General features: G+C 35.7%; 19 protein-coding genes and 1 pseudogene. All 20 read right to left on the bottom strand.

What is annotated here, in order from left to right; translation table 11 throughout:
- Positions 1-18: 18 nt before the first annotated feature.
- Positions 19-1233: a glucuronate isomerase gene (locus ATL39_RS02650; RefSeq protein WP_120191736.1), complete on the bottom strand. Its 1215-nt coding sequence runs from the start codon at positions 1231-1233 to the stop codon at positions 19-21.
- Between the two features lie 25 nt (positions 1234-1258).
- Entirely contained in the window at positions 1259-1921 is a 663-nt protein-coding gene (locus ATL39_RS02645; protein ID WP_120191735.1) for a GntR family transcriptional regulator, read from the bottom strand.
- A 165-nt stretch (positions 1922-2086) separates the two neighbouring features.
- Positions 2087-3469 carry an MATE family efflux transporter gene (locus tag ATL39_RS02640; RefSeq protein ID WP_245960896.1) on the bottom strand — a complete coding sequence of 461 codons (1383 nt, stop codon included), beginning with the start codon at positions 3467-3469 and terminating at the stop codon, positions 2087-2089.
- Between the two features lie 190 nt (positions 3470-3659).
- Positions 3660-4184: a 5' nucleotidase, NT5C type gene (locus tag ATL39_RS02635; protein ID WP_120191734.1), complete on the bottom strand. Its 525-nt coding sequence runs from the start codon at positions 4182-4184 to the stop codon at positions 3660-3662.
- 117 nt (positions 4185-4301) lie between these two features.
- A complete protein-coding gene (locus tag ATL39_RS02630; protein WP_120191733.1) occupies positions 4302-4928 on the bottom strand; it encodes a CpsB/CapC family capsule biosynthesis tyrosine phosphatase in 627 nt (208 codons plus the stop codon).
- Between the two features lie 357 nt (positions 4929-5285).
- On the bottom strand, positions 5286-5624 hold the full coding sequence (locus tag ATL39_RS02625; protein ID WP_120191732.1) for a hypothetical protein: 339 nt from the start codon (positions 5622-5624) through the stop codon (positions 5286-5288).
- Between the two features lie 87 nt (positions 5625-5711).
- Positions 5712-6323 carry a CpsB/CapC family capsule biosynthesis tyrosine phosphatase gene (locus tag ATL39_RS02620; protein ID WP_120191731.1) on the bottom strand — a complete coding sequence of 204 codons (612 nt, stop codon included), beginning with the start codon at positions 6321-6323 and terminating at the stop codon, positions 5712-5714.
- 291 nt (positions 6324-6614) lie between these two features.
- Positions 6615-7256, bottom strand: a complete 642-nt coding sequence (locus tag ATL39_RS02615; protein ID WP_120191730.1) for a CpsB/CapC family capsule biosynthesis tyrosine phosphatase — start codon at positions 7254-7256, stop codon at positions 6615-6617.
- 159 nt (positions 7257-7415) lie between these two features.
- On the bottom strand, positions 7416-7994 hold the full coding sequence (locus tag ATL39_RS02610) for a CpsB/CapC family capsule biosynthesis tyrosine phosphatase (RefSeq protein ID WP_120191729.1): 579 nt from the start codon (positions 7992-7994) through the stop codon (positions 7416-7418).
- A 200-nt stretch (positions 7995-8194) separates the two neighbouring features.
- Entirely contained in the window at positions 8195-9580 is a 1386-nt protein-coding gene (locus ATL39_RS02605) for a sugar phosphate nucleotidyltransferase (protein WP_120191728.1), read from the bottom strand.
- A gap of 435 nt (positions 9581-10015) precedes the next feature.
- Positions 10016-11170: pseudogene (locus ATL39_RS02600) on the bottom strand (oligosaccharide flippase family protein).
- Positions 11171-11729: 559 nt separating this feature from the next.
- Positions 11730-13052, bottom strand: a complete 1323-nt coding sequence (locus tag ATL39_RS02585; protein ID WP_120191724.1) for a UDP-glucose dehydrogenase family protein — start codon at positions 13050-13052, stop codon at positions 11730-11732.
- A gap of 81 nt (positions 13053-13133) precedes the next feature.
- On the bottom strand, positions 13134-14909 hold the full coding sequence (locus ATL39_RS02580) for a polysaccharide biosynthesis protein (RefSeq protein ID WP_342768754.1): 1776 nt from the start codon (positions 14907-14909) through the stop codon (positions 13134-13136).
- Positions 14910-15048: 139 nt separating this feature from the next.
- The gene (locus ATL39_RS02575) at positions 15049-15810 is read right to left on the bottom strand and encodes a YveK family protein (protein WP_120191722.1); all 762 of its coding nucleotides are present in this window, start codon (positions 15808-15810) and stop codon (positions 15049-15051) included.
- A 711-nt stretch (positions 15811-16521) separates the two neighbouring features.
- Entirely contained in the window at positions 16522-17604 is a 1083-nt protein-coding gene (locus ATL39_RS02570) for a glycosyltransferase (RefSeq protein WP_120191721.1), read from the bottom strand.
- A 52-nt stretch (positions 17605-17656) separates the two neighbouring features.
- Positions 17657-19042, bottom strand: coding sequence for a hypothetical protein (locus ATL39_RS02565; RefSeq protein WP_120191720.1), 1386 nt, complete (start codon positions 19040-19042; stop codon positions 17657-17659).
- Positions 19039-20217: a polysaccharide pyruvyl transferase family protein gene (locus ATL39_RS02560; protein WP_120191719.1), complete on the bottom strand. Its 1179-nt coding sequence runs from the start codon at positions 20215-20217 to the stop codon at positions 19039-19041. Before ATL39_RS02560 ends, ATL39_RS02565 begins: the two co-directional genes overlap by 4 nt.
- 53 nt (positions 20218-20270) lie before the next feature.
- Positions 20271-21572, bottom strand: coding sequence for an oligosaccharide flippase family protein (locus tag ATL39_RS02555; protein ID WP_170146817.1), 1302 nt, complete (start codon positions 21570-21572; stop codon positions 20271-20273).
- A 123-nt stretch (positions 21573-21695) separates the two neighbouring features.
- Complete coding sequence (locus ATL39_RS02550) at positions 21696-22277, bottom strand: acyltransferase (protein ID WP_120191717.1); 582 nt, start codon at positions 22275-22277, stop codon at positions 21696-21698.
- Between the two features lie 139 nt (positions 22278-22416).
- A complete protein-coding gene (wecB, locus tag ATL39_RS02545; RefSeq protein ID WP_120191716.1) occupies positions 22417-23523 on the bottom strand; it encodes a non-hydrolyzing UDP-N-acetylglucosamine 2-epimerase in 1107 nt (368 codons plus the stop codon).
- Positions 23524-23584: the final 61 nt, after the last annotated feature.

Here is a 23584-nt window from a genome sequence, read left to right as displayed (position 1 = left end):
ATTTCCCCTTTTCTTTTTTTAAGTGAAATTCCTGAAATTAACGTTAAACATCAAGTCTATGTCCCGGTGGATCGTATCTTTTTCTATTACAAGGCCTTTATCTTCAAGCGTTTGGTAACGTTCGACCAATATTTCGGCAATCACTTCTCTGGAGTGCTTCCACTTGTAAAGAAGCTGCTCCATTACCCGGCAGTCTGAATGCTGAGGAATAAATTTCATGCCCAGTTGATCAAACCGCATGGTTGTTATCTCGGTAATAAGCTGGGGGGTATTCAAGAACCACCAACAGCCAAATAACATTACATTTCTAAATTTCTGAGCTAAAACCGTTAGTTCATACTGTCCTTCCCTTGAGAGCATGGTGATTAAAAACTTCTGCTGCGGATAGGTTTTACATAAGTATTCAATATACGAAAGATCAAATATTCCCACTCCATCACCTGCCAGATGCAGATCAGGATTCAATGCTCGTTTCGGTCCGATCATTAGAGAAAGGGAAAGACCAGTCTCCTCACAGACAGGAAGGACACACTTTTCAAGTAAAGCGCTTTCATTTTTATCCCTTGGAAAATCCCATGGTAGAGAAGCGGCTACATAAATCGGATCCATTTTTTTCACCCAATGCCTTAAGAAAGCTTTTGTCTGCTCCAGGGTGTGTTCCGTTAGTTCCTCTGATACCTGGTACCCATCCTCATTAATAATCGTCCGGGCATTTTCCCACCCATTCAGGAGAGGATCTACTCGAAGAGCTGGTATAAATTGATCCCGATTAAAAGGTGTCTCCTTTTCATAATGCCTGCGTTCTTGTGGATCAAAAGGATTATTTGTCATCACGACAGCAGAAACGCCTGCTCTTTTCATCATCGCCTGCACATAATCTGAACCTTCCATTTGAGAAAGCCTGCTTCTTATCACATTTAAATCGTGATCGAACGAAATGTTTAGTGACTGCAGAACGGTTAATACTCCAACAGCAGCTTCGCTTGTAGGTGTTCTGTCGACGAACAGCGTTTTCCACACCAGATCTGCCTGTTCTGATTTAGGCCGTTGAAAAAAAGAATCATAGTCTTCTTCCAGCCAAAGAAATGTTTCAGCAATTAAATAATGAAACGTCAGCAGCTCGTCCATTCCCGTTAAACATAAGTCATTGAACTCCCCCGGGAATAAATGAGTATGCATATCTGTTACTTCTGTTTGCTCTAAAGCCTCTTTAACTATCTCCGCAATACGCATAAGTGCCTCCTTTTACCAAAACATATTACTTATCTTTAAAATATGACCCATACTGCTGCTTTAAATTGGCAATATCTACATTGACCATCGTTAAATGTTCTTTCATTACTGCTTTCGCTTGATCAGGGTCGTTCTTGGCAACTGCCTCTAGAATTTGCTTATGCTGCATTACGATCATTTCCCAGTTGAATTCAGAAGCAAGGCTCAGCATCCTTGTTCTATTTAAGTTGGCCATCATGTTTTGAACAGCTGTCCACGTTCTTTCTTTGTCGCACCCCAGGAAAAACACTTGGTGAAAATACTCATCCAGCTGAAACAAGCGTTTGTAATTTTTAGCCTCTACACTTTTTTCCTGTAGTAATATACTTTCTTCTAAATCTACTAAGTAATGATCAGGTATTTTCTGACATGCCAGTTCTATTACAGCCAGCTCCATATGCTCCCTCATGAAACGTCCTTCTTCTACATAGCTTTCATCAATCTGGGACACAAAAGAGCCCCTCTGGGGATATATGTCGATTAATCCTTCCTGGGCCAGACGTTTGAACGCTTCCCTTATCGGGGTTCTACTGACCTGAAGCCTTGATCCTAATTCACTTTCTGAAATTTTTTCTCCCGGCTCCAGCTCCAGATTAATAATTTGTTCTTTAATGACACTGTACGCATTGCTTCCAACCGATGTCTGCATTTTCTCACCCCTAACTTGTATACTAGTATACTAGAACACAATTTATTAATCCAGTTCTTTTTTTACTTTTATAATAAAAAGCTGATCTCAACGTGTGAGATCAGCTTTTGTCACCATATTATTCGGATCGTATCGCTGCTTTTAGAAATAATTTACTGTTCATACTCACGGCACCGGTGCCGTTTCTTTGTATTCTTCCACCAGGGCCTTGCTTTCCCATTTCCTGCTCCGCCAGCGTATATACATCAGGCTGGCTCTTCCCCATTCGTCTATCGTCATCGCGATCCAAATGCCGATCAGCCCAAATTCTAAATAAATTCCGAGTACATAGGCAAGCGGCACAGTCACGCCCCACATGAACAGCATTCCCATCAGAACAGGATAGCGTGCATCGCCTGTCGCCCGGAGCGCGCTGATGATAATAAGATTACCGGCTTTTCCCGGCTCCAGAATAATACCGATAAAAAGAAGAATCGTTCCTGTGGCTATAATATCCGGGTTGGACGTAAACAACTGAAATAATGCTTCGCCCGAAAAAGCCAGTACCATACCGACAAGCAGTACGATCAGCAATGCTATTTTAAGGCCCCGGAACATTTGATGATACGCTACTTCTCTTTCTCCTGCCCCGATAAGCTGCCCTACATAAATCTGCATGCCCTTTCCTACGGACAGCGAAAATATCATCATCAGGGCCATTAAGTTCAAAGCGTAGACTCTTGTAGAAAGAGCGGCAGCTCCAAGCGTGGTGATAAATATCGTTATAGCGAGCTGGCTCCCATTATAGGAGAGCTGCTCGCCGGCGGACGGAATACCGATATTAAGAATTTTTCCGGCATGGCGCCGCTCCCACTTGTAAAAATCACTCCATTTCAGCGAGACGTCCAAGCGGATATACAAAAGGACGGCTAAGACAGTCATAGCGAGTACCCTTGATATCACCGTGGACAGCGCTACCCCGGCCACTCCCCATTCCGGGAAGCCGAAAGCCCCGAAAATAAACGCATAGTTCCCGAACACATTTAATACGTTCATGCCAAGCACGACGTACATGACGTCTTTTGTATATCCTTTTCCCTGCAGCAGAGCAGAGAGCGTCATCACCAGCGCCTGGGTAAAAAGCGTGCCGCCGACAATGAGCATAAACGTATCCGCATATGTAACTAATTCCGGTGCCAGATTAAATAATTCCAACAGGGGAAGACGAAACAAGACCACCACAGCACTGATAAACAGGCCGAAGGCTAAGTTTATAATAATCGCATGCGAGACAATTTTACTGATATCTTCTGTTTTGCGGGCACCCGTATACTGCGAGATCACCACCCCTGCACCTAAAGCGGTAAAATTAAACAGGACAAACGTCAGCAGGAAAATCTGATTGACGACCCCTATGGAAGCGACCGCATCATCCGAAATAAAGCTGATCATGAAAACATCCACAAACTGCATCGCAATCTGTAAAAACACTTCAATAAAAATAGGCCATGTAATAAGAAACAGCGACAGTTTCTTACCAGGCAGCGGTTCCCTGGTTTTCTTTATCAAGGCAGATATCCTCCCTGCTTCTATATATGGGGAGACGTTCCCCACTTATGTATGTTTGATTTCATTACTATCAGTATAGTTATGTTAAATACCAATAACAATCTTTATTTATCGAATAAACTTAGTGCGGTGAAATAAAGCCCAATGCCAGAACAACTCTGACATTGGGCTTTTTATTTATACGATCACCTTATTTCAAAAAATACTCCCGTACGTCTCCCCAGCTGTCCACCCGTTCATAGCCGGTGACGTGCACGTTATGCGGGGAGGTAAACAAAAGCCCCGTGCCTTCAAAGCGTTTAAAATGGCGGGCGTTGTCATCAATCAGGTAATCGGCGTTGATGATGCCTTTATCCCCGCAGAAGACAAAATTCAGGTCGTTTAAAAACGAAAAGTGTTCTTTAAGCCATTCATATTTGGCGGTAAATGAGGTTGGAAACTCCATTGCCGCGGTTGTGATAAAAATTTCGTGGTCTTCGTGCAGCTCCTGTATCACATCCTGGGCGCCTTCCATCACGTCCAGATCACGGAAGAAACCGGGATCACTCAGGTAGCCGCGCAGCTCTTCGACTGCATGGGGACGGACTTCCCGGAGCTTTCTGCCATGCAGGTCCTCGAGCGTCAGCGCTTCCCCGAAATTCTCATTGTACAGCTGTAAATGCTTCGGGATGAGGTCGGCCATGACTTCATCCATATCAATTGCAATTCGTTTCATTGCTCTCTCCTCCTGAATTTATGTACGTTTCTTTCATTCTAGCGCGCTCCGGAGAAAAGCTAAAGCCTTATCTAAAAAAAACAGCCGGATAACCGGCTGTTTCTGGTAGTGATGGGGTTATCCAAACAAACGCCATTTCGGTTTTTTCATGTAGTCGATCTTGCCCGGCAGGTCAACTTCTACGTGGTCATCGGCCAGCACCCGGCCGCGGTTATCCCGCAGCGACGCGGCCGTTTCTTTTCCAATCTTGCTTTCCACTTTCGCATAGGCCGCTTCCAGCTCGTCTTCTTTGCCTTCAGGTGAATGCATAAAATGCGCCAGATTGCCGCGGATCATATTCATCGCCACCATTTGGGTTTTGCTGCGGTTCCGCCCGGCAATGGAAGCCGCGCTTATCATTCCGAGGCAGCCCTTACGGACAAGCCGATATAACGGCGTCTCATGACTGAGCAGCACCTCCGCAAGCTCCGGATACATAATGACCGGATAGTAGCCGGCAAGCTCCAGGTCATACAGCACTTTTTCCATGCCGGAGACCATTTCCGTGGAAGCAATATCAATATACGCATACCTCGTTTCATTTACGTATACCGCATAATCTTCAAAATCCACCTTATATACGTTGGTTCCAATGCCGGGATGATACACCGCTTCCTCGGAAAGCGGCTTTCCGAGCGTTTCTTTTAATCGTTTCTGCCGTTCCGTTAATGACACACCGTTATGGGAAGAATCTGAGCCTGCCATATGCATCCATCCTTTTCTAATAGACGTGGTGGAGAAGAAAAGCAGGAAGCGTAATCATCTTTATACTGTTACATTATTATTCCCCTGCATACTTCCGGTAAACCTATTTACAGACGACCTGACTGCGGCGGCAGATAATTATACAGATCATTTACCGTCTTATAAAATGAAAAAAGATGTTTTAGGAACTACGTAAAAGGTAATGGGGTTACTATCACCCCCGTGATAAATGTTTCACCTTACGTGTTTGTCTTTCACGACCTCCCTGTTCTTTTATAGAGCAGGGAGTTTTTCTGCGTAACATGAAAAACAGCCATTCTCTAAAGAACGGCTGTCTTTGGCATGCAGATAATTTTTTCACAGCATTAAATGCTCCATATGGATGAGGCGGTACTCTTTCGCCATAATCCCATCCTGTAAGATATCCCATTTTTTCAATTCCAGAATACCGACTGATTTCGGCTTATGCGGGGCATGGTGGAAGACGATCACTTTCGTAACCCGGAGCAGCTGGCTCTTGAATTCATTGATCTTTTCGATGGCGCACCCGGGCCATTCCCAGTTCTTATAATAGGGAATAAAGATATAGTTGTTTCCCACCCATCTCGCTTCTTCCCCGCTGATCAAGGCATGCTGAAATAGTTTCTTCCATTTCCCCTTATGTCTGTACTCAATGTAAAAAGCATATCCGGTCATGTTGCTTGTCCTTTCGTTTCAAGCGTTCACATGCAATAAAATATCCTTTTCCTGCGGGCAGAAAAAAGATATCGTATTGATTAATGATTAAAAAGAAAACCAGCTTCTTTGTTTTTTCAGGTAGTTCTTCTTAATCGGAGAATCTATTTCAATAGGCAGCCCCTGTAAAAGCATGCTTTTATTTTCTTTCAATGTATCGACGGATAAATTGGACAGCTGTGACTGAATTTTAGTATAGGCCGCTGCCAGGCTGCTTTCTCCGGTATTCGTGTCTTTGTCCCCAATAAAATGAGCAAGGTTATAGCGCAGCATATTTAAAGCTATCGTCTGCGCATGTTTTCCGTTCTCCCCTGTCACTGAGGCCGCGTCGACTAAGCTGAGGCCCCCGTTTCTAATAAAACGATACAGCGGAAGATCCTCCTCCAGCAACACGTCACTTTGTTCCGGATGGAGAATAACCGGCACATGACCTCCCAGCTGCAGATCGTACAGTACGCCTGCTACCGTTTTGACACTAGTTTCTTCGCGGATATCCACATAGGCGTACCGGGATTCACCGCTATAAAGAACGCAGTCGTTTTCTTTATAACGAATAAATTGGTCGTGCGGAATAATATCTGAATAAATACTGCTTTCTATGATGTTACTTCCCCCTGCGTTTTCTGTGTTGTATGAGCTGGAAACATCCAAATAGTTCATACTTTACCCCCGTGTATATGTAATCTTTTCTCTATATAGAATGGATTTTACCATATAATATACCTATATTCAATATAATATCTTCTATTTATGTAAAAAAGTAACCAGTTAATCATTGGAAATAAAGTCTATGTCATCTGTTTATCATTTTATCATTTACGTGTTCTTTACTGAGAATGATAATCAATCAATATGAATAGCCGTTATATATATAGAACAACTAATACACCATTTCTGTTTGCAGCAATAAAACAGGCAGCCCCTTTTTAGGACTGCCCGTGTTTTATTATTTTAAGACAGCAGCGACCAGCTGCTTCTGCGTTTCATATAGTTGGACCTGGACGGCTGATCCAGCTGAATATACTCATCGTTCTCTACCCGCCGGCGGTTCTCCCGTATCATATCCGCGTTCTGTGTTCCCATCCATTTTTCAATTTCCATGTAGGCGTTCTTCAAGCTGTCTTCCTGGAATGCTTCCTCTGCTGACGATCCTATCAACGGAGAAAGGCTGCCCTGCAGCAAATTCAAAGCAATGTCCCGGGTGCGCTTGCCATATGCTCCCGTAACAGAGGCAGCGTCCACCATACCAATGCCACCGCGGCGTGCAATCCGGTAAAAAGGTGAGTTGTTTGAAAGCAGCACGTCGCATTGCTCCGGATACATAATGATCGGATAGTAGCCGGCCATCTGCAGCTGATACAGTACCTGCCGGGCCGCACCGAGCGTTTGCATGGCCCGTATATCCACATAGACGTACCTCGTATGATCGAAGCGCAGCTCACAGCGCTCTTCTTCGATATACAGAACCTGCACTAAAGGCTTTTCTGCCATTTGGTGTGTGCTTTCCAGTCTGTTTTCAAATACGCCATAGGCTTTCTTTTCCCGGTTTGACAGCTTATTTCTATTGTTTCGATGCTCTGTTACGTTGTCCATTGAATATACCCCCACGCTGATTTATATTCGTTATAAAGAACATAATAGCACAATAAATAGGAACAATTCAACTGAAATAAGGAAATTTTATAGTTCTTTTCTAACAAGCATCATAAAAAGCCCGACAACTGGGCTGCCGGACTTCTGTATGAAGTATATTTATTGTGAAAAGAAACGCCGCTTTGGCCGCTTCATATAATCCATCTTAACAGGCAAATCCACTTCCACATGATCATCAGCGCTTACACGTTCCCGGTTACTGCGCAGCGTCTCTGCTGCTTCACTCCCTATTTTGCTTTCTACCTTTGCATAAGCTGCTTTTATATCATCTTCTCTCATCTCGTCCCTCTCAGAGCCGATAAAATGAGCCAGATTGCCCCTCGCCATATTATACGCAATCACCTGCGCTTTACCAGGATTACGCCCGAGAAGGGATGACGCACTGATCATACCAAGGCAGCCTTTCCTTACGAGACGATAGAACGGCGTGTCATGCGTTAATAACGCATCAGACAGCTCCGGGTATAGAATCACCGGATAATAACCGGCCAGTTCCAGATCATAGAGAAGCGAATCAATGGAAGATAAACGGTGGATGGAGGCAATATCTATATAAGCGTATCTCGTATCGTTAATGTACACGGTATGGTCCTCGTAGACGATCGTATACACCATTGAACCAATACCGGGATGATGAACAGCTTTGTAAGAGAAAGGCCGGGACAGCGTTTCTTGCAAACGTTTTTGCCGCTCAGACAAGAAAATGGAATTTTTATCAGAAAATTCAGAACTAATCATAGGTGGATAAACCATTGAAAATCCATAGTTATTCTTTTATAGATCCAGTATTGCCATACATAAATCCACCTTCGGTGACCCAGATTGTCGAGTAACTTTCTCTATTATGTTTTTGCTACTGGACAATCTGATAATCTATCTTACAAGGCTGGATTTTGCTCATTATTGGTGCATTTTTTAATAATTTCTACCCAATTTTTTGATATTACTTCAGTTTCTGATTCCACTAAATGACTTCCATATTGAATTTCCACTATCTCTAATTCAGTTACTGCTTTGATGCTGTGTGCAGTATTAGCCGGAATATCTATTACTTGACCCGAATCCACTTCGAATATATCCGAGCCTTTTATTAAATGTCCGCTTCCTTTTACTACTATCCATGTTTCTTTACGATGGCGGTGATATTCAAAGGGAAGATTTTCCCCTTTATTTATATGAATTCTTCTTGTTAATGACTCAATGTCGTCTTTGTCAAAAGTGTAATCAAATATTTTGTACCAGCCCCATTTAGTTTCTTCATACATCGGGCGCTGTTCTTCTTTATCAAGAAGTTCTTTAATTCTCGGACTCGCTTGTTTATCTGATATTAAAATACCATCCGGACTTACAGCCACTACTGCATTGGATATTCCTAATATATTAACTGGAATATCTAATTCATTAATAAGATGCGTATTTGTTGAATCTTCACTTATATTTCCTACCCCAATTTGAGTATGGTTCATTTCTTCGGTCAATGTATTCCATGTCCCGAGATCTTTCCAATATCCGTCGTATGAAAGGGCTACAATTCGTTGAAGTCTTTCAACCACTTCATAGTCAAAGCTTATTTTAGGCAGATCTTCATAATGATGGAGCAGTTGATGATATTTTATAGGGAAATTTTTATTTCTGAGAATATCCAGTACTGTTTTCAGTTTGAAAGCAAATACTCCAGTGTTCCAAAGAGCCCCCTGCTCTATTAAACTTTCCGCCTGCTTTTCTTCCGGCTTTTCTTGGAACCTAGCTACTTCTATATGGGAATCAGTTTGATTGTCTTCCGGTACGATATAGCCATATTTTGAAGAAGGAAAAGTAGGCGTAACACCGATAAGAGCAAGTTCTGCACCGGTTTGTTCAATAACGGTTTCCATTTCTTTAATTTTTTCAAAAAAAGCAGTATCTACGTAAGGGTCTACAGGTAAAATAGCTACTATCTCATCTTCTGATATATGCTTTTCAGAATATAAATAGGTAGCTGCTAGAGCTATGGCCGGAAAAGTGTCCCTTTTTTCCGGCTCCACGATTAAAGGAACTTCTCTTCCGATTTGGCTTTCCAGTACTTCTGCCTGCATACTGCTTGTTGCTACAATAGCCGAATCATCAAGATTTACCTCTCGTAGCTGATTCCAGACTCTTTCCAGCATAGATATGCGTGCTCCATTCTCATCTTCCAATACACGCAGAAATTGCTTGGCTCTGGCATCGTTCGATAAAGGCCAGAGACGCTTCCCCGATCCACCCGATAGTAATATTATTTCCATATAATTCATCTCCCTTCTATCTAGTTACTCTATTCCAAATATTTCATCACAATGCTCTTTTACCGTTTTCCTGCTGAAGTGTCAGTCCTTCTTCTGCACTTCGCAGGATAAGTTGATCTGGTTGTATGCATGAACATGCTATCTCATCTTTAGATCAATTATTTGATGTCTATTAATAATAACATTGTCTTTGTTTACTAAATACAAACTTCCAACATACAAGACCGCAAATATAACGCTTCATAAAATAGGATTCTATGGCACTTGATTATTCACTATAAATAAAATGGCAACTAACCACACACTATTTAATAGGAAAGGACGTGTAATCATTAAGCTGTACTCCTTGAAATTCAATAACGTAATATCATTTAGTTTCTTCTGCAGTATAAATACTTTCATGACAATGATTAGCGTACAAGTAACTGCAACAAGCTATACACTTACTAAAGCACTTAAATAAATAAAGACTACTCTAATAGGGGTGATCACTAAATCAACTTGAAATACAGTTTTGGGCTTATTGTGTACATAAAGAGAACTTGATGCAAATTCATTCAATATGATATCGAACATTCCTTTCACACAGAGAACCCGCATAATAATGATCGAATTATGCCACTCCTGTCCAAAGAAAGTAGTAATCACTACCGAAAGCATCAATATCAAAATAGAAAAAGCTGGATATCCCAATGTAGCTACAATATTTGTCGTCTGTAAATAGGTCTGTTTAAACACTTTTCCTTCGTTTTGTTTGCGTATTTTACTATAAATTGGATAAAACACTTTATTAATTGTAGATGTAATTAACGTAATAATTTTCTCAATCACCTGTTTAGCTAAATGATAGGTATTAAGAGCTTCCAGACCGATTACGCGTCCCAATATAATTTCATCGATACTTTTTCCAAATTCATTAAGCGCATTTTCACCAGATATATAAATACCAAAATGAAGAAATGGCTTAACTGCTGCCACCGAAAAACATAAGGAAGGCCACCAAATTGTACGAAAATAAAGAAACAGCACGATTCCAAATAATAGAGCTCCCAACAAATGTACCCATACAATACTGAAAGCCCCAAACCCGTTATACACCAAACCAACAGTAATCCCTGTCGTAGTAAACAATTTAATTAAACTAAAAATAGTAACCTGTTTAAATTTAAATTCTTTCTCGAGCATAGCTATAAAAAGCATAGATGACGGCTCAACGATAAACAAAAAAGCAATAATATGTATGAGTGGAACTAATGCTTCACTATCATAAAAAGAAGCAATTGGAGATGCCATAAAAAAATAATTACACTAATCATTGCAGTTTCCCCAGAAAAGACTGCTTAATTCCTTGTTGGTTACTTCTTCTTTTTGAATAATAGCCTGAGCTATACCAAATTGAGACAAGGCATTAGCTAATGTAATAATTACTGCTAGAATAGAATGCAGCCCAAATTCCCCTGGTTCTAAAAATCCAGATAAAAAAATTAGCATGACTGGATTCACGATAATATTAAGCAAAGTAAAGACACTGATCCATTTTACACCGGAAGACGTAACTTTATTTATGTTTTGAGGTTCAATTGTTTTCATATCACAAAACACTTTTACTAACATAAGCCATATTTACCATTTATAAGCTTAGCATAACCAAAGATTTATGAAAACCACGATATTTTTCAATAATTATAATGCAAATAAATTAAGTATCAAAACTACTATAGCTTTCTATTGTCACAGCCGATTCATTTTCGTCCTTATATAAAAAAAATCTTTGAATTTAAGAAAAACTAAGTAAATTTTCCGGATATTAAAAATAAAAACTTATTTTCATTTAAACAGTTATAGGTTTCATCTCGTCGGAATGCGTGTATACTAACAGTAATTCTTATTAACGAACAGAAGATTCTTTATAAGAAAGAGGTGTTCCAATTGTTCACTAAACTCAAGGACAACGCCTACATCAAATACCACAACTATTCCAGCAACCATTTCCTCCACTTGGCGAATAAAAGCACTACCGAAAGCGAACGGGCCCACTATTACCGAAAAGCCTTTTACCACAACGAATGCTACTTTTTCTTTGTTCATAAAAACAAGCATATCAGCTAAAAAAAGACCCGGCGAGTGGTCTCGTCGGGTCTGAATTATTTTACTGATGCACCGTTTCCAGTTTTGCAGTAAGTCCTGGACGGCCGATGGAATAGTATTCCATATCAACGTCTTTTAGTTCCTGATAGCCATAGCAGTTTCTTCCATCAAAGAGAGCCACTCTTTTTCCATTCTCTTTAATAAGAGGAAGAAGATCCGCTACAATATCTTTCCATTCCGTCAAAATGAAAATAATTTCTGCGTTTTCTATACACTCTTTCATCGTATTTGTATACGTAATTGCCTTAGGAAGTACGTTCTTTGCTGCGTCCATGGCAATCGGATCATATACGTTTACCGTTGCCCCATCCAGCACTAATCTTTCAGTAACGGGAATAGAAGGCGCTGCACGCATATCATCCGTATTAGGCTTGAAAGCCAGTCCGAGTACCGCTACTTTTTTATCTTTTAAACTTCCGAAACGTGCTTCTGCTTTATCAATCAGTTTAAGCTGCTGCATCGCATTGGTGGTAATAATAGAGTTCATTAATGGAAAGGCCATACCTTGATTTTCTGCCTGCCTTAACAGTGCAGATGTATCTTTAGGAAAGCAAGAGCCACCATAGCCAATACCAGCATTCAGGAAATTAGCGCCGATACGCTTGTCCATACCCATTCCTTTGGCTACATCTTCTACGTTAGCGTTAGTAAATTCGCATAAGTTGGATATCTCGTTAATATAGCTGATCTTGGTAGCCAGGAAAGCGTTGGAAGCATATTTGATCATTTCAGCGCTGCGGCAGTCGGTACGGAAAATAGGAATACCGAAAGCCTTATTAATCAGTGCAACCACATCTCCGGCTTCTTCATTGTCTGCTCCTATAATAATGCGATCGCCGTAAAACGTATCATGAATAGCAGATCCTTCTCTTAAAAACTCAGGGTTTGATACGACATGCACCGGAACTTCCGCTTGTTCATAAAACAGAGCCTGAATTTTATCATTTGTTCCTACTGGAACCGTGCTTTTCGTAATAACGGTAAGTGGTGCTTTAATGTTGGAAGCAACGGACTGAACTACGGCTTCTACGAAACGAAGGTCAGCCGTGCCATCTTCTTTTTCCGGCGTGCCGACCGCAATGTATAAAGCTTCTACTTTTTCGCAGGCTTCTTTATAATCACTCGTGAAATGAAGATGGCCGTTTTCAATATTCTGCCTCATCATTTCTTCAATGCCCGGTTCATAAATAGGCGATTCGCCGCGGAGAAGTTTTGCCACTTTCTCTTTATCAATGTCCAGGCAGGTCACATGATGCCCTATTTCTGACAGTGAGACACCTGTAACAAGTCCTACGTATCCAGTACCGACTACGGAAATATTCATTGTTCAATAACCCCTTTATGATATGGTTTTTCATTAATGAAGAAAAAGAGAAGGAAAGCAGCAGCTCCCTTCCCCCTTCTTCTATTGATTAAAATTCACTTTCGTCACGGTGCGTCTCCGCAGATCCGCAGTATCAAAAATGTGAGCTTTTAATGTTTCTTTATCCTGGGAGTTTACATCGTTAATTAACTCTGTAATTAAGTTTACATCGACAGGGAGAGTTTTTCCAATATAAATTTGAGGATATACTTGTTCATTGTGAACTTCTTCATCGCCGAGAAGTTCTTCATACATTTTTTCACCCGGTCGCATGCCGGTATATTTAATACCAATTTCTTCTACGGTATGACCAGACAATTCAATCACATTTTTTGCCAGATCGGTAATGTTCACAGGCTTACCCATGTCGAGCACAAAAATTTCGCCGCCTCTAGCCAGAGCACCGGCCTGGATAACCAAACGGGAAGCTTCTGGAATAGTCATGAAATACCTTGTCATTTTCGGATCGGTTACCGTAACCGGACCGCCCTGCTGAATCTGCTTTTTAAAAAGAGGAACAACACTGCCTCGGCTGCCGAGCACGTTTCCAAAACGAACCGACACAAAGTTTGTTTCGCTAATCGTATCCATGTGCTGAACGACCATTTCCGCCACACGTTTGGTTGCCCCCATGACGCTTGTTGGGTTAACTGCTTTATCACTGGATATCATGACAAATGTTTTAACATTGTTATCAGAAGCGACTTCCGCCACATTTTTCGTACCGACAACGTTATTCTTAACCGCTTCTTCCGGATTACGTTCCATCAACGGCACGTGTTTATGAGCAGCTGCGTGAAATATAACATCCGGTTGATGGCGTTTCATAATCGCATCGATTTTTAATTTATCTTTAATGTCGGAAATTTCGGTAACGATCTCGCAAGTAAGCTCACGCTGTCTTAGATCCATTTCAATATCATATATACTATTTTCACCATGGCCAAGTAAAATAATTTTATTCGGATGGAATTTAACAACCTGTCTACAGATTTCCGAGCCAATGGAACCTCCAGCGCCTGTAACCATCACAATTTTATATGCCACATAGCTGGAAACGCTGGAAGTATCCAGTTCTACCGTCTCACGACCAAGAAGATCTTCAATCTGGACTTCCCGGAACTGACTCACTGAAACACGGCCATTTAGAATATCTTCCATCATTGGCATGATCTGAGTATGTATTTTGGTTTTTTGACATTCCTGGTAGATTTTCTGCACTTCACCGCGCTGTAAAGAAGGAATAGCGATGACAATATGTTCTATTTCATATTCCTGTACAAGTTCTTCTATATCTTTTACCTGGCCGACTACAGGAACGCCTAGTATTTCTAAATTCATTTTTTTGATATCGTCATCAACAAAAGCTACTGGTTGCAGTTCACTATCAGAACCTCTCATCGTAATTTGACGTACAACCATGCGCCCAGCGCTACCTGCTCCTATAAGCAAGGTTCTTTTCTTATTTTTGTTTTCATTAGGAAACATATAATGATCTCTTAATATACGCCAAGCAAAACGTGACGCTCCTAACAATAAAATATGCAGCATCCATGTTAAAATCAACGTTCTAGTAAATAGTGCTCCAAAAACTAGAATTTGAAGTATTCCAACTATCAAAATTGAAAAAGAGACGGCTTTAAATATTTCTGTAAGTTCGTTAACACTAGCATACTGCCACACTTTTTTATATAATTTAAAAAAATATGCAAAAATATGGTGGCTAACTATTAAAAATACGGAGCTGACAATAATAATACTAGAATTTATATAATCATTATTATATAGTAAATAACTACCAAAAAAAATTGACAACATTACTATAGTAGTATCTATGGACATTAATAATAATAATCTTTTAGCATAGCTCATATGAGAATTCCTTTCCTCAAAAAGGTTAAAAAATATTTATAAACCAAAAACTAACTAAGATATCAGTTAGTTTTCTATTGAAAAGCTATGAAGTTTTTCTAGTTTTTTTATTAGAGTCTGTTTTTTTATTAACTAAATTACTATTAGCTTGTTTCTCGTTATCTAATTCTTTATTAATTATAGAAACACTGCCAAGTATAGGTAAATTAAGAAATTTCTCCAAATCTTGTTCTGTTTTAAGAGATTGATCGAGAAATTCTATTAAAAAAGCAAGCATTATGCCAAATATTAAACCAATCGCAAGCGCAAGCGCAAAATTTAATGACGGCTGTGGGGAAACCGGACTCATGCTATCCGCGGCCTGTGCTTCTGACAATATACTAACATTATCAATATTCATAATGTTTGGCACTTCTTGCTCAAATACTTCAGCAATAGTATTGGCTAACTCACTTGCTATTTGAGGATTTTCATCTTCTACAGTTAAAGAAACTACTTGAGATTGTTCCTCTGCTGCTACTGTGATTTTTGATTGTAAATTACTTACTGTAGTATCTAAGTTAGTCTCTTCCAACACTAAGTCTAAAATGGCAGGACTAGTAATTATTACATTATATGTATTAATTAATTCAAGGTCATCAGTCTGTACGTTAATCGTACTTCTGTCTTGTTCACTTTGTTGAGTTTGATTAACAAGAATTTGTGTAGAGGCTTGATATTGAGGAGTTGCAATGAAGAAAGTAAAAATAACAGCTAGCATTAATGCACTTAAAGTTAATACTGTAATAAGTTTCATTCTTTTTTTTAAAATTTGTCCTATTTCTTTTAAACTAATTGTTTCTTCCATAGTTACCTCCATAAAATATAATTCATTCAATTGACTTATGATAAAACTTTATAATCAGCACACTCTAAAAAGTCCTATATATAAACTTAATTTTTCAAATGAAATAGTTTCAAATTCCTCCAAGTGTTAAACATATGCTCATTTAATAATAATGCTCAAGTCGCTTTTTAGTAATAGATATTAGTAATAGTTAAAAAATAAAAAGTGATATCTACTATTCATTAGTTTTTATTTTTTAGATAACTAGCCAGTTAATGGATTGAAAAATCCAATTAAAAAGAAACATTAAAAGTTTATATGAGTTGAGATATTAGATGAGGAAAAATACGACTATAAATATTGTAGCACATTCCTAACTTATAGCACTGTATTTTTACACTTAAAGTGAACACTAACTGCCAATTATCCAACTCATAGCTTGCAAATACAAAATAAGGATAAAATAACTAATACCCTATTATTAAATAATTGTAAAAGTAACTATACGCATGAACCATTAATTCATTTAATTTTTTGATAGCTCCGTATAAGCTTAGAAGATACTTAACTTCATTTGAATTCGAAAATAGTATTATTAAACTGGCACCGTTTAATAAATTAGAAGAAGCCTAAATTAAATATTTAACTTTATTATAACAATGTGCTTCTAATATTCTAATAAGCTGTTAATCGCAAAATTTTATTATATTAAGCAATTCAAACTAATATAAGTTAGCCTATTAACTTTTTATAGGCGTCTTGTATTACTTCTATAGAATAATCTTCTTTCATTTGCTTTATATTCTTGAGAAACTTTTTATATTCATTTCTATTTTGAGTTTGCAATTTCACTAATAAGTTAAAGAGTGATTCTTGATTTCCTTCAGTAAACAAATAACCAATTTGTCCATATTCTTTAAAATATTGTTTAAATAAATCAATGTCTGATGCAATTATTGGTTTCTCATAAGATAATGATTCAAAAAATATACCACTCACTCTATTCATGAAGGTATTTCTATATGGTAATACAATGAAATCTGTTTCTAATATAAATTTCTTATATTCACTATCTGAGGTTCTATAATTATAAAAATTGATCTTATCGCAACTATAAGTTTTAGATAATTTACCTGCTACATTGATCTCTAAGTTGTTTAGCCAATCTTTCCTATCAAATCGGTTTACTGCTTTCATCAAAACTTCTAACCCCTTATTATCACGATCATTTCCTAAATAGAGTATTTTAGTGATATCTGATGTACTTTTTTTATTATTTTCCGAGGGTGAATTACTTATTAAAAAGTGTGGAATTATATAGCATTTATCTAAAGATGATTTTAGTTCTTTTTCTAAGTTTATCTTAAAAATGTTTTCGAAAAGAAGGTGGACTGAGAAATTGGAATAAACTTTTTTAAAACAAAATCTTTTAATTAAAGAATCTATTCGACTTAAATTATTATGATTAACCAAGATGACTTTAGCTTTGAAGTGTTTTTCTGAGAAAAGAGATAATGTCACTAAGTCATAAGAAGATATGAGTATTACATCATATTTTTTATCTTTATTAAGTTTTATTATTTCCCTTATTCTAAATAATTGTTCTATTTTAAAACTAAGATTATTTTCTTTTTTTTTCAAGAAATTAAATGTATTAAAATTGACGGATTTTATTATTGGTTTCAACCGGTTTATTAGATTATAGTCACCGATAAAATCAATTTCATATAACTTTGATAGTGTAGTTAGTAGATTTTCATTATAAATATAATGGCCTTGTGGGGAGATGAGATCAGCGACTAAAAGTTTTTTCACTTTTTTCCTCCTAACAAATGAATGGTTTTTGAAATGCTTTTATCAAAACTTTCTACCCTAGTTTATCTATATTACCAACACTCTTTTTCTGATATTCGTTGTTGTCTTTCACTCTATGATAATTAATTAAGCTTTCATTTAAAATATATAAACAAATTGCAAAGATTATTTGAAGCTTTTGTGTGTACATTACAACTGCTAAAAATGGCAAAACTATAATGAATAAATTTGCAGAGTCAAACCTACTTACTTTCTTCATATAATAAATGGTTAAATAAAATAATCCTGAGAAGAAGATCACTGTAGGAATTATCCCAGCTTTGAGTAATAAAATATTTAATACTGTATGAGGTCTATAGAATGTTCTATCGTATATCCATTCATTTTTAAAAGCATTGGCATCTAAAAGATCTGGTATATAAAACGGTGCGTATTTATCCACAAAATATCCACCATACCCTTCGCCAATAAATATTGGATATATTTTATCAATACTTCCAAGTATTATATTTTTGAATTCAATCAAACGGATACTAGCAGATTGATTTTCTTCATCAGAGGCATCAAAAGTGCTTAGTTTCCACTCCGCATACGATAATATCTCAGCCGGAATAATGAATTTATAAGTAGGTATCAAAATTAATATAATTACCAATAAAGAAATAACCACTTTAATTAAGTTTTTCTTACTTAATTTAATTATAAAATATATACTCAATACAATTAGGAAAACAATTATTCTACCCCTAGAAGGAAAAATCATTAAGTTGGTTAACAATAAACTTATTAGAAAAATATCCATTAAAAAAGATCTAGTTTTGTATTTCATTAATAATATAATTGGAAAGGCATACGCCATAGATCCCCAAAAGATTAATGTGAACCCAGAATAAAAAGTAATAATAATATTTATTAACATAGTAACTATTATAGATTTATATAATACATCTATAATAGTTTCTTGTTTAATATCAACTGATTTAATAAATAAAAACATTGCTATTAAAACAATAATATAACTAGAAGATGAAACATATTCACCTAAATTACTAGTAGTTAAAAATCCATAAAGAGGTATCATTAATGGAACAAAAATTAAAAAGAAAACAAATTTATTAATCTCAATATTAGGATTTCTAATAAATGAGATAAATAAAATGAATATTGAGGTCATTGTAATAAAAGTTAACCCACCAAAAGAATCCAAAAATATTGAATGATTTATAATTTCTTCTCCTGTATACGTTTTAATCACTACTAAATCAGGCGATACTACTACAGTTATTAAGAATAATATGAATCCATACTTAGGTTTAACTATAATTAAAGTAATTATTACTAAAAACACAAAAAAAGAAACAACATAATAATTAGAATGCAGTAAAAAACCATATAAAAATAACAAACTTATATATAATATAGAATTTTTATTTATCATTTTTTAACCACACTTATTATGTTGTCTAACTCTTTGTATATATCTTCCCCTTTTTCTACTTCAGTTCTAACATTATTTTTAACAAGTGAGCTTACTTTCTCATAATTTTTTTCAATACTAAGTAATTTTTTTAATAATACTTCAAAATTTAATTGATCAATCTTTATCATGTGGTCTTGAAGACCTAATGTTTTTGTGAACTGTTCCACTTTAACATGATAATCAATTGGTATAGTTGGTTTTGATGCAATTAGTGAGAAAATAACAAAATGCAATCTCATACCAATACATATATCCATCTCAGAAATCACTCTGCAGGTTTCTTCAAAATTATCACTATAGTTATGCAGTATTGCGTTCTCAAAATCATACGTTAACTCATCCATATAAATATTATCTTTGTTTCCCATATTGCCTTGAAAAGGAATAAAGTGAATTTCATAATCACTAGTATTTATACTTTTTAAAAACTTTATAATCTGACTATCAAAATCCTGCTGTCTTTTTTTGTCATGTAATTGTTTTTCATAGTAAGGAAATAATGAAATTCCTATTTTTATTTTGTTGCTTTTAACATCTTCCGATTTTTTTTGTAATAGATTAACCATATCTTTATTAAATGCAAGATCAGTTTTAACTTTCATTTTACTTTTCTTTGTAACCTTTATAACTTCTTTAAGATACTCATAAGAGTATTTATCTCTTAATATGAACCCATCAGAAAGTTGATATATCCACTTTGTACATTTTTTTCCTATTGTACTTTTCATTTTATCAATTCCAACAGCAAAGTGATAAACTGGCCTTTTGTAGAATAATTTGTTAGCAAGCAAATATATCACCTTAAATATTAAAGACTTATAAGAATTCTTCCCAAATTCTTGTATTTGTGTTCCTCCCCCATAAATGATTATATCTACTGATTTGATTGTTTTTATGTATATTTTTAACGAATATAATATCTTCAATAATTTTAAATTGCTATCTTTTTGCGGATGAACAACATTGATATCATATTTACTTTCTAAGAATTCTTTTTCAGGCGAGATTAAAATTATTTGATCTTTCTCAACTCCACTACGCTTCAACTGCTTTATTAATAATCGAAGAAACATCTCATCCCCTATGTTTTGTACTCCATAGTAGCCTATCAACAATACTTTAGTTGCTTTCATAAAGTTCCTCCTATCAAAATATTAAGCTGCTTTGAAATTTTTACTTATTGAAATTAATTTGTGAGATAAAATACAGCTATTAAACTACCTATTATAGTAGTTGCAATAATTATAATAATATTTTTCGTATTAATGATGTTTTTACTTTTGTTAAAAAATACAATTAATATCATTAGTAAAAAATAAGATATTGTTGTTGATGCAGCTGCTCCCGTATAAGAAAAAATGGGAATTAAATAATAATTTAAAATTATGTTTGTAATAGCAACTATTGCTGTAAGCAATGACAAAGCTAGGGTCGATTCCCTGTAGTAATAATCCATCACAAAAATAGCTTGCAGAAAAAAGAAATAATATCCTGTTAGTATTAGAGGTACTATACTAGATGCTAATTCATATTCACTTGAAATCGAAAATAATACAATACCCTTTGGTAGAAGCCAAGGTATAATTACACTCATTAATACATATAATAAAAATACAATAGGAACTATGAAAGTAATTATTTTATTTATTTTTTGTGGATTATCTTTAATATTCTTAAAATACTCTACTCTATAATTATTTATAATACTCATTGATACAATATTTATTAACATTCCTAAATTATAAGAAAATGAATATATCCCTACCGCGGAGAGATCTCCAGTAATTCTCTCGATCATAATCCTATCTACATACGTAAGTATTACTGAAGATGAAGCGAATAGTATAAGGGGTAACGAGATTCCTAAAAAGTATTTGATTATTGTTTTGTCAAATTTGAAGTTAAACTGCTTTATATTAAATAACACAATTAAAAATAAGAAAAAACATTGAATTAAAGTGCCATAAATTCTTCCGAAATTATCATCAAAGTCAATTAAGAAAATAGTGTAAGTTAAGAGTATTGAGCTACCAAATAATATTAGGTTTGATAAATTATATATTATTGAATATTTTAAGCTCATTTGCTCAAATATTAATATTTCTTTATATAAAGACCAAAAACTAAAAAATCCACTTGCAAGCATCAATAAAGAATATATATAAAGATGTTGAATGTCTCCTCTATAAATGAGGCCGTACATTAATAATAAAAAAATCGCAATTATAGTAACAAACCCCATCAATATAAATATACTACCAATTTTCTCTTTTGGTTTTCCTTTTCCTAAATATATAGGGATTGCACGATATAAATTTAAAGATGTTATAATATTGAAAATTTGGAAATATGATAATAGTAACATAACTAAACCATATTGAGAGGGGTTAAGCCATACTAATATTATAAATACCAACAATATAGTAAGTACCTGATTAAATCCATTAGATACAACATAGTTAAAACTATGTTTAAAAAAAGAAGTCATATATCCATTTCCCATCACCATTAAAATTTTTGAATAACATTAATTCTAATTCTTGTGCCAATTGTATTATTAATAGTGAAGATAAATATGGTAATCATTTAATTTTTTCCTGCTTAATCTATCTTAGTGTTGTCTTTTACTTTTTTCCACAAGATAGTATTTATTTTCACTTTTCAATTTAGTGTATTCGCCTTCTTCTCTATAACGAATAATTTTTGCAGGGTTACCACCAACTATTGCTAATGAAGGTATATCTTTAGTAACAACTGATCCCATCCCTATAATAGCTCCTTCACCAATACTAACTCCAGGACAAATAGTAACATTTATTCCTATCCAAACATTAGATTCTATATTAACGGGCTTCATTATATCTTGAAACCCATATGGCAAATATCCAGATGATTCATTAAAGCTATGATTATAAGTCCATATGGTGCTTTTGGGTCCTATAATTACATTTTTCTCTATATTTATCCCACCTTTTGCATCCCAATAGGCATCAGGCCCAATATATACAAAATCAGAAAAAGAAATATTTTTTGAGGAAAAGATAGTAGAAGGGGATTTAATCAATACTTCCTTACCTAAATTTTTATATTTTTTTTTATTTAGATGATTTTTAAAATTATTTTTGATTCCCTTTAGTAAATAATTCTTCATATTTAACTTCCATTCTTTTTGTTTACTTTTAATATTTATCATAACATTGTATCCATCGATAATTCGAAAAACTATATCTTTATCTAAAGTTATAATTCGGCATTTTCAAATTGTCTAAGAGATGTCAATTGTTGGGCTATTTTGTATCTAGAATATAAGTTATTTATTATTATTTCTATGCTTATTCAAAGTTATGAAATTCCAAGATATTCGCTATTCTCTTACTAGCAAACCCATCACCATAGGGATTACTTGCTTGACTCATTACTTTATATTCATCTTTATCTTCGAGTAGTAGTTTAAAGGTTTCATATATTAGCTTTTCATCTGTTCCCACAAGTCTCAATGTACCTGCTTTTATACCCTCAGGACGCTCAGTCGTATCACGCATAACAAGAACAGGCTTACCCAAACTAGGTGCTTCTTCTTGTATGCCCCCACTATCAGTGAGAATTAGATATGACCTAGAAAGAAAGTTATGAAAATCTAAGACTTCTAAAGGCTCAATAATTCTTATTCTTTCACAGTTACCTAAAATCTCATTAGCAGCTTCTCTTATAACTGGATTCATATGAATTGGATATACGACCTTAATATTTGGTTGTTCATCTACAATTCTCTTTATAGCCTTAAACATATTTTTTAAAGGTTTACCAATATTCTCTCTCCTGTGAGCAGTTATCATAATAAGCCTACTATCAGATGCCCAATCTAACTGTTCATGAGAATAGTCATTTCTAACTGTAGTATTTAGCGCATCAATGGCTGTATTTCCAGTCACATAAATTGAATTAGGGTCTTTGCCCTCTTTTATTAAATTCTCTTTTGCCATTTCAGTTGGTGAAAAATTATAATTAGCTACGATCCCTACGGCTTGACGATTAAATTCTTCTGGATATGGTGAGTGAATGTTATACGTTCTAAGCCCTGCCTCGACATGCCCAATCGGAATCTGTAAATAAAAGCAAGCTAAAGAACTAACAAAAGTAGTAGAGGTATCCCCATGAACTAGTACCACATCGGGCTTCACTTCCTCTAAAATCTTTTTCATTTTTTCAAGGATACTTATAGTAACATCAAATAATGTTTGATTCGATTTCATAATTGATAGATCGTAATCGGGAACTACATTGAAAGCAGTTAAAACCTGATCTAACATCTCTCTATGCTGACCTGTAACACAAACAATTGGATCCAATTTATCACGCATTTTTAGTTCATTAACCAATGGACACATTTTAATAGCTTCTGGTCTAGTTCCGAATATCACCATTATTTTTTTATTCATTAATAAGAACCTACTTTTTTTATATAATTTATTTATATCTCCGTTAACTTAATAGATTAAA

The organism is Sinobaca qinghaiensis, assembly GCF_003610495.1.
GTDB classification, from domain to species: Bacteria; Bacillota; Bacilli; order Bacillales; family Marinococcaceae; genus Sinobaca; species Sinobaca qinghaiensis.
This window is presented reverse-complemented; position numbering and strand designations above follow the sequence as displayed.

Excerpts from the sequence above, each read along its gene's own strand:
- ATL39_RS02650 (WP_120191736.1), bottom strand. The coding sequence starts at position 1,233 with ATGCGTATTGCGGAGATAGTTAAAGAGGCTTTAGAGCAAACAGAAGTA.
- ATL39_RS02645 (WP_120191735.1), bottom strand. The coding sequence starts at position 1,921 with ATGCAGACATCGGTTGGAAGCAATGCGTACAGTGTCATTAAAGAACAA.
- ATL39_RS02635 (WP_120191734.1), bottom strand. The coding sequence starts at position 4,184 with ATGAAACGAATTGCAATTGATATGGATGAAGTCATGGCCGACCTCATC.
- ATL39_RS02630 (WP_120191733.1), bottom strand. The coding sequence starts at position 4,928 with ATGGCAGGCTCAGATTCTTCCCATAACGGTGTGTCATTAACGGAACGG.
- ATL39_RS02625 (WP_120191732.1), bottom strand. The coding sequence starts at position 5,624 with ATGACCGGATATGCTTTTTACATTGAGTACAGACATAAGGGGAAATGG.
- ATL39_RS02620 (WP_120191731.1), bottom strand. The coding sequence starts at position 6,323 with ATGAACTATTTGGATGTTTCCAGCTCATACAACACAGAAAACGCAGGG.
- ATL39_RS02615 (WP_120191730.1), bottom strand. The coding sequence starts at position 7,256 with ATGGACAACGTAACAGAGCATCGAAACAATAGAAATAAGCTGTCAAAC.
- ATL39_RS02605 (WP_120191728.1), bottom strand. The coding sequence starts at position 9,580 with ATGGAAATAATATTACTATCGGGTGGATCGGGGAAGCGTCTCTGGCCT.
- ATL39_RS02585 (WP_120191724.1), bottom strand. The coding sequence starts at position 13,052 with ATGAATATTTCCGTAGTCGGTACTGGATACGTAGGACTTGTTACAGGT.
- ATL39_RS02580 (WP_342768754.1), bottom strand. The coding sequence starts at position 14,909 with ATGTTGTCAATTTTTTTTGGTAGTTATTTACTATATAATAATGATTAT.
- ATL39_RS02575 (WP_120191722.1), bottom strand. The coding sequence starts at position 15,810 with ATGGAAGAAACAATTAGTTTAAAAGAAATAGGACAAATTTTAAAAAAA.
- ATL39_RS02565 (WP_120191720.1), bottom strand. The coding sequence starts at position 19,042 with ATGATAAATAAAAATTCTATATTATATATAAGTTTGTTATTTTTATAT.
- ATL39_RS02560 (WP_120191719.1), bottom strand. The coding sequence starts at position 20,217 with ATGAAAGCAACTAAAGTATTGTTGATAGGCTACTATGGAGTACAAAAC.
- ATL39_RS02555 (WP_170146817.1), bottom strand. The coding sequence starts at position 21,572 with ATGACTTCTTTTTTTAAACATAGTTTTAACTATGTTGTATCTAATGGA.
- ATL39_RS02550 (WP_120191717.1), bottom strand. The coding sequence starts at position 22,277 with ATGATAAATATTAAAAGTAAACAAAAAGAATGGAAGTTAAATATGAAG.
- wecB (WP_120191716.1), bottom strand. The coding sequence starts at position 23,523 with ATGAATAAAAAAATAATGGTGATATTCGGAACTAGACCAGAAGCTATT.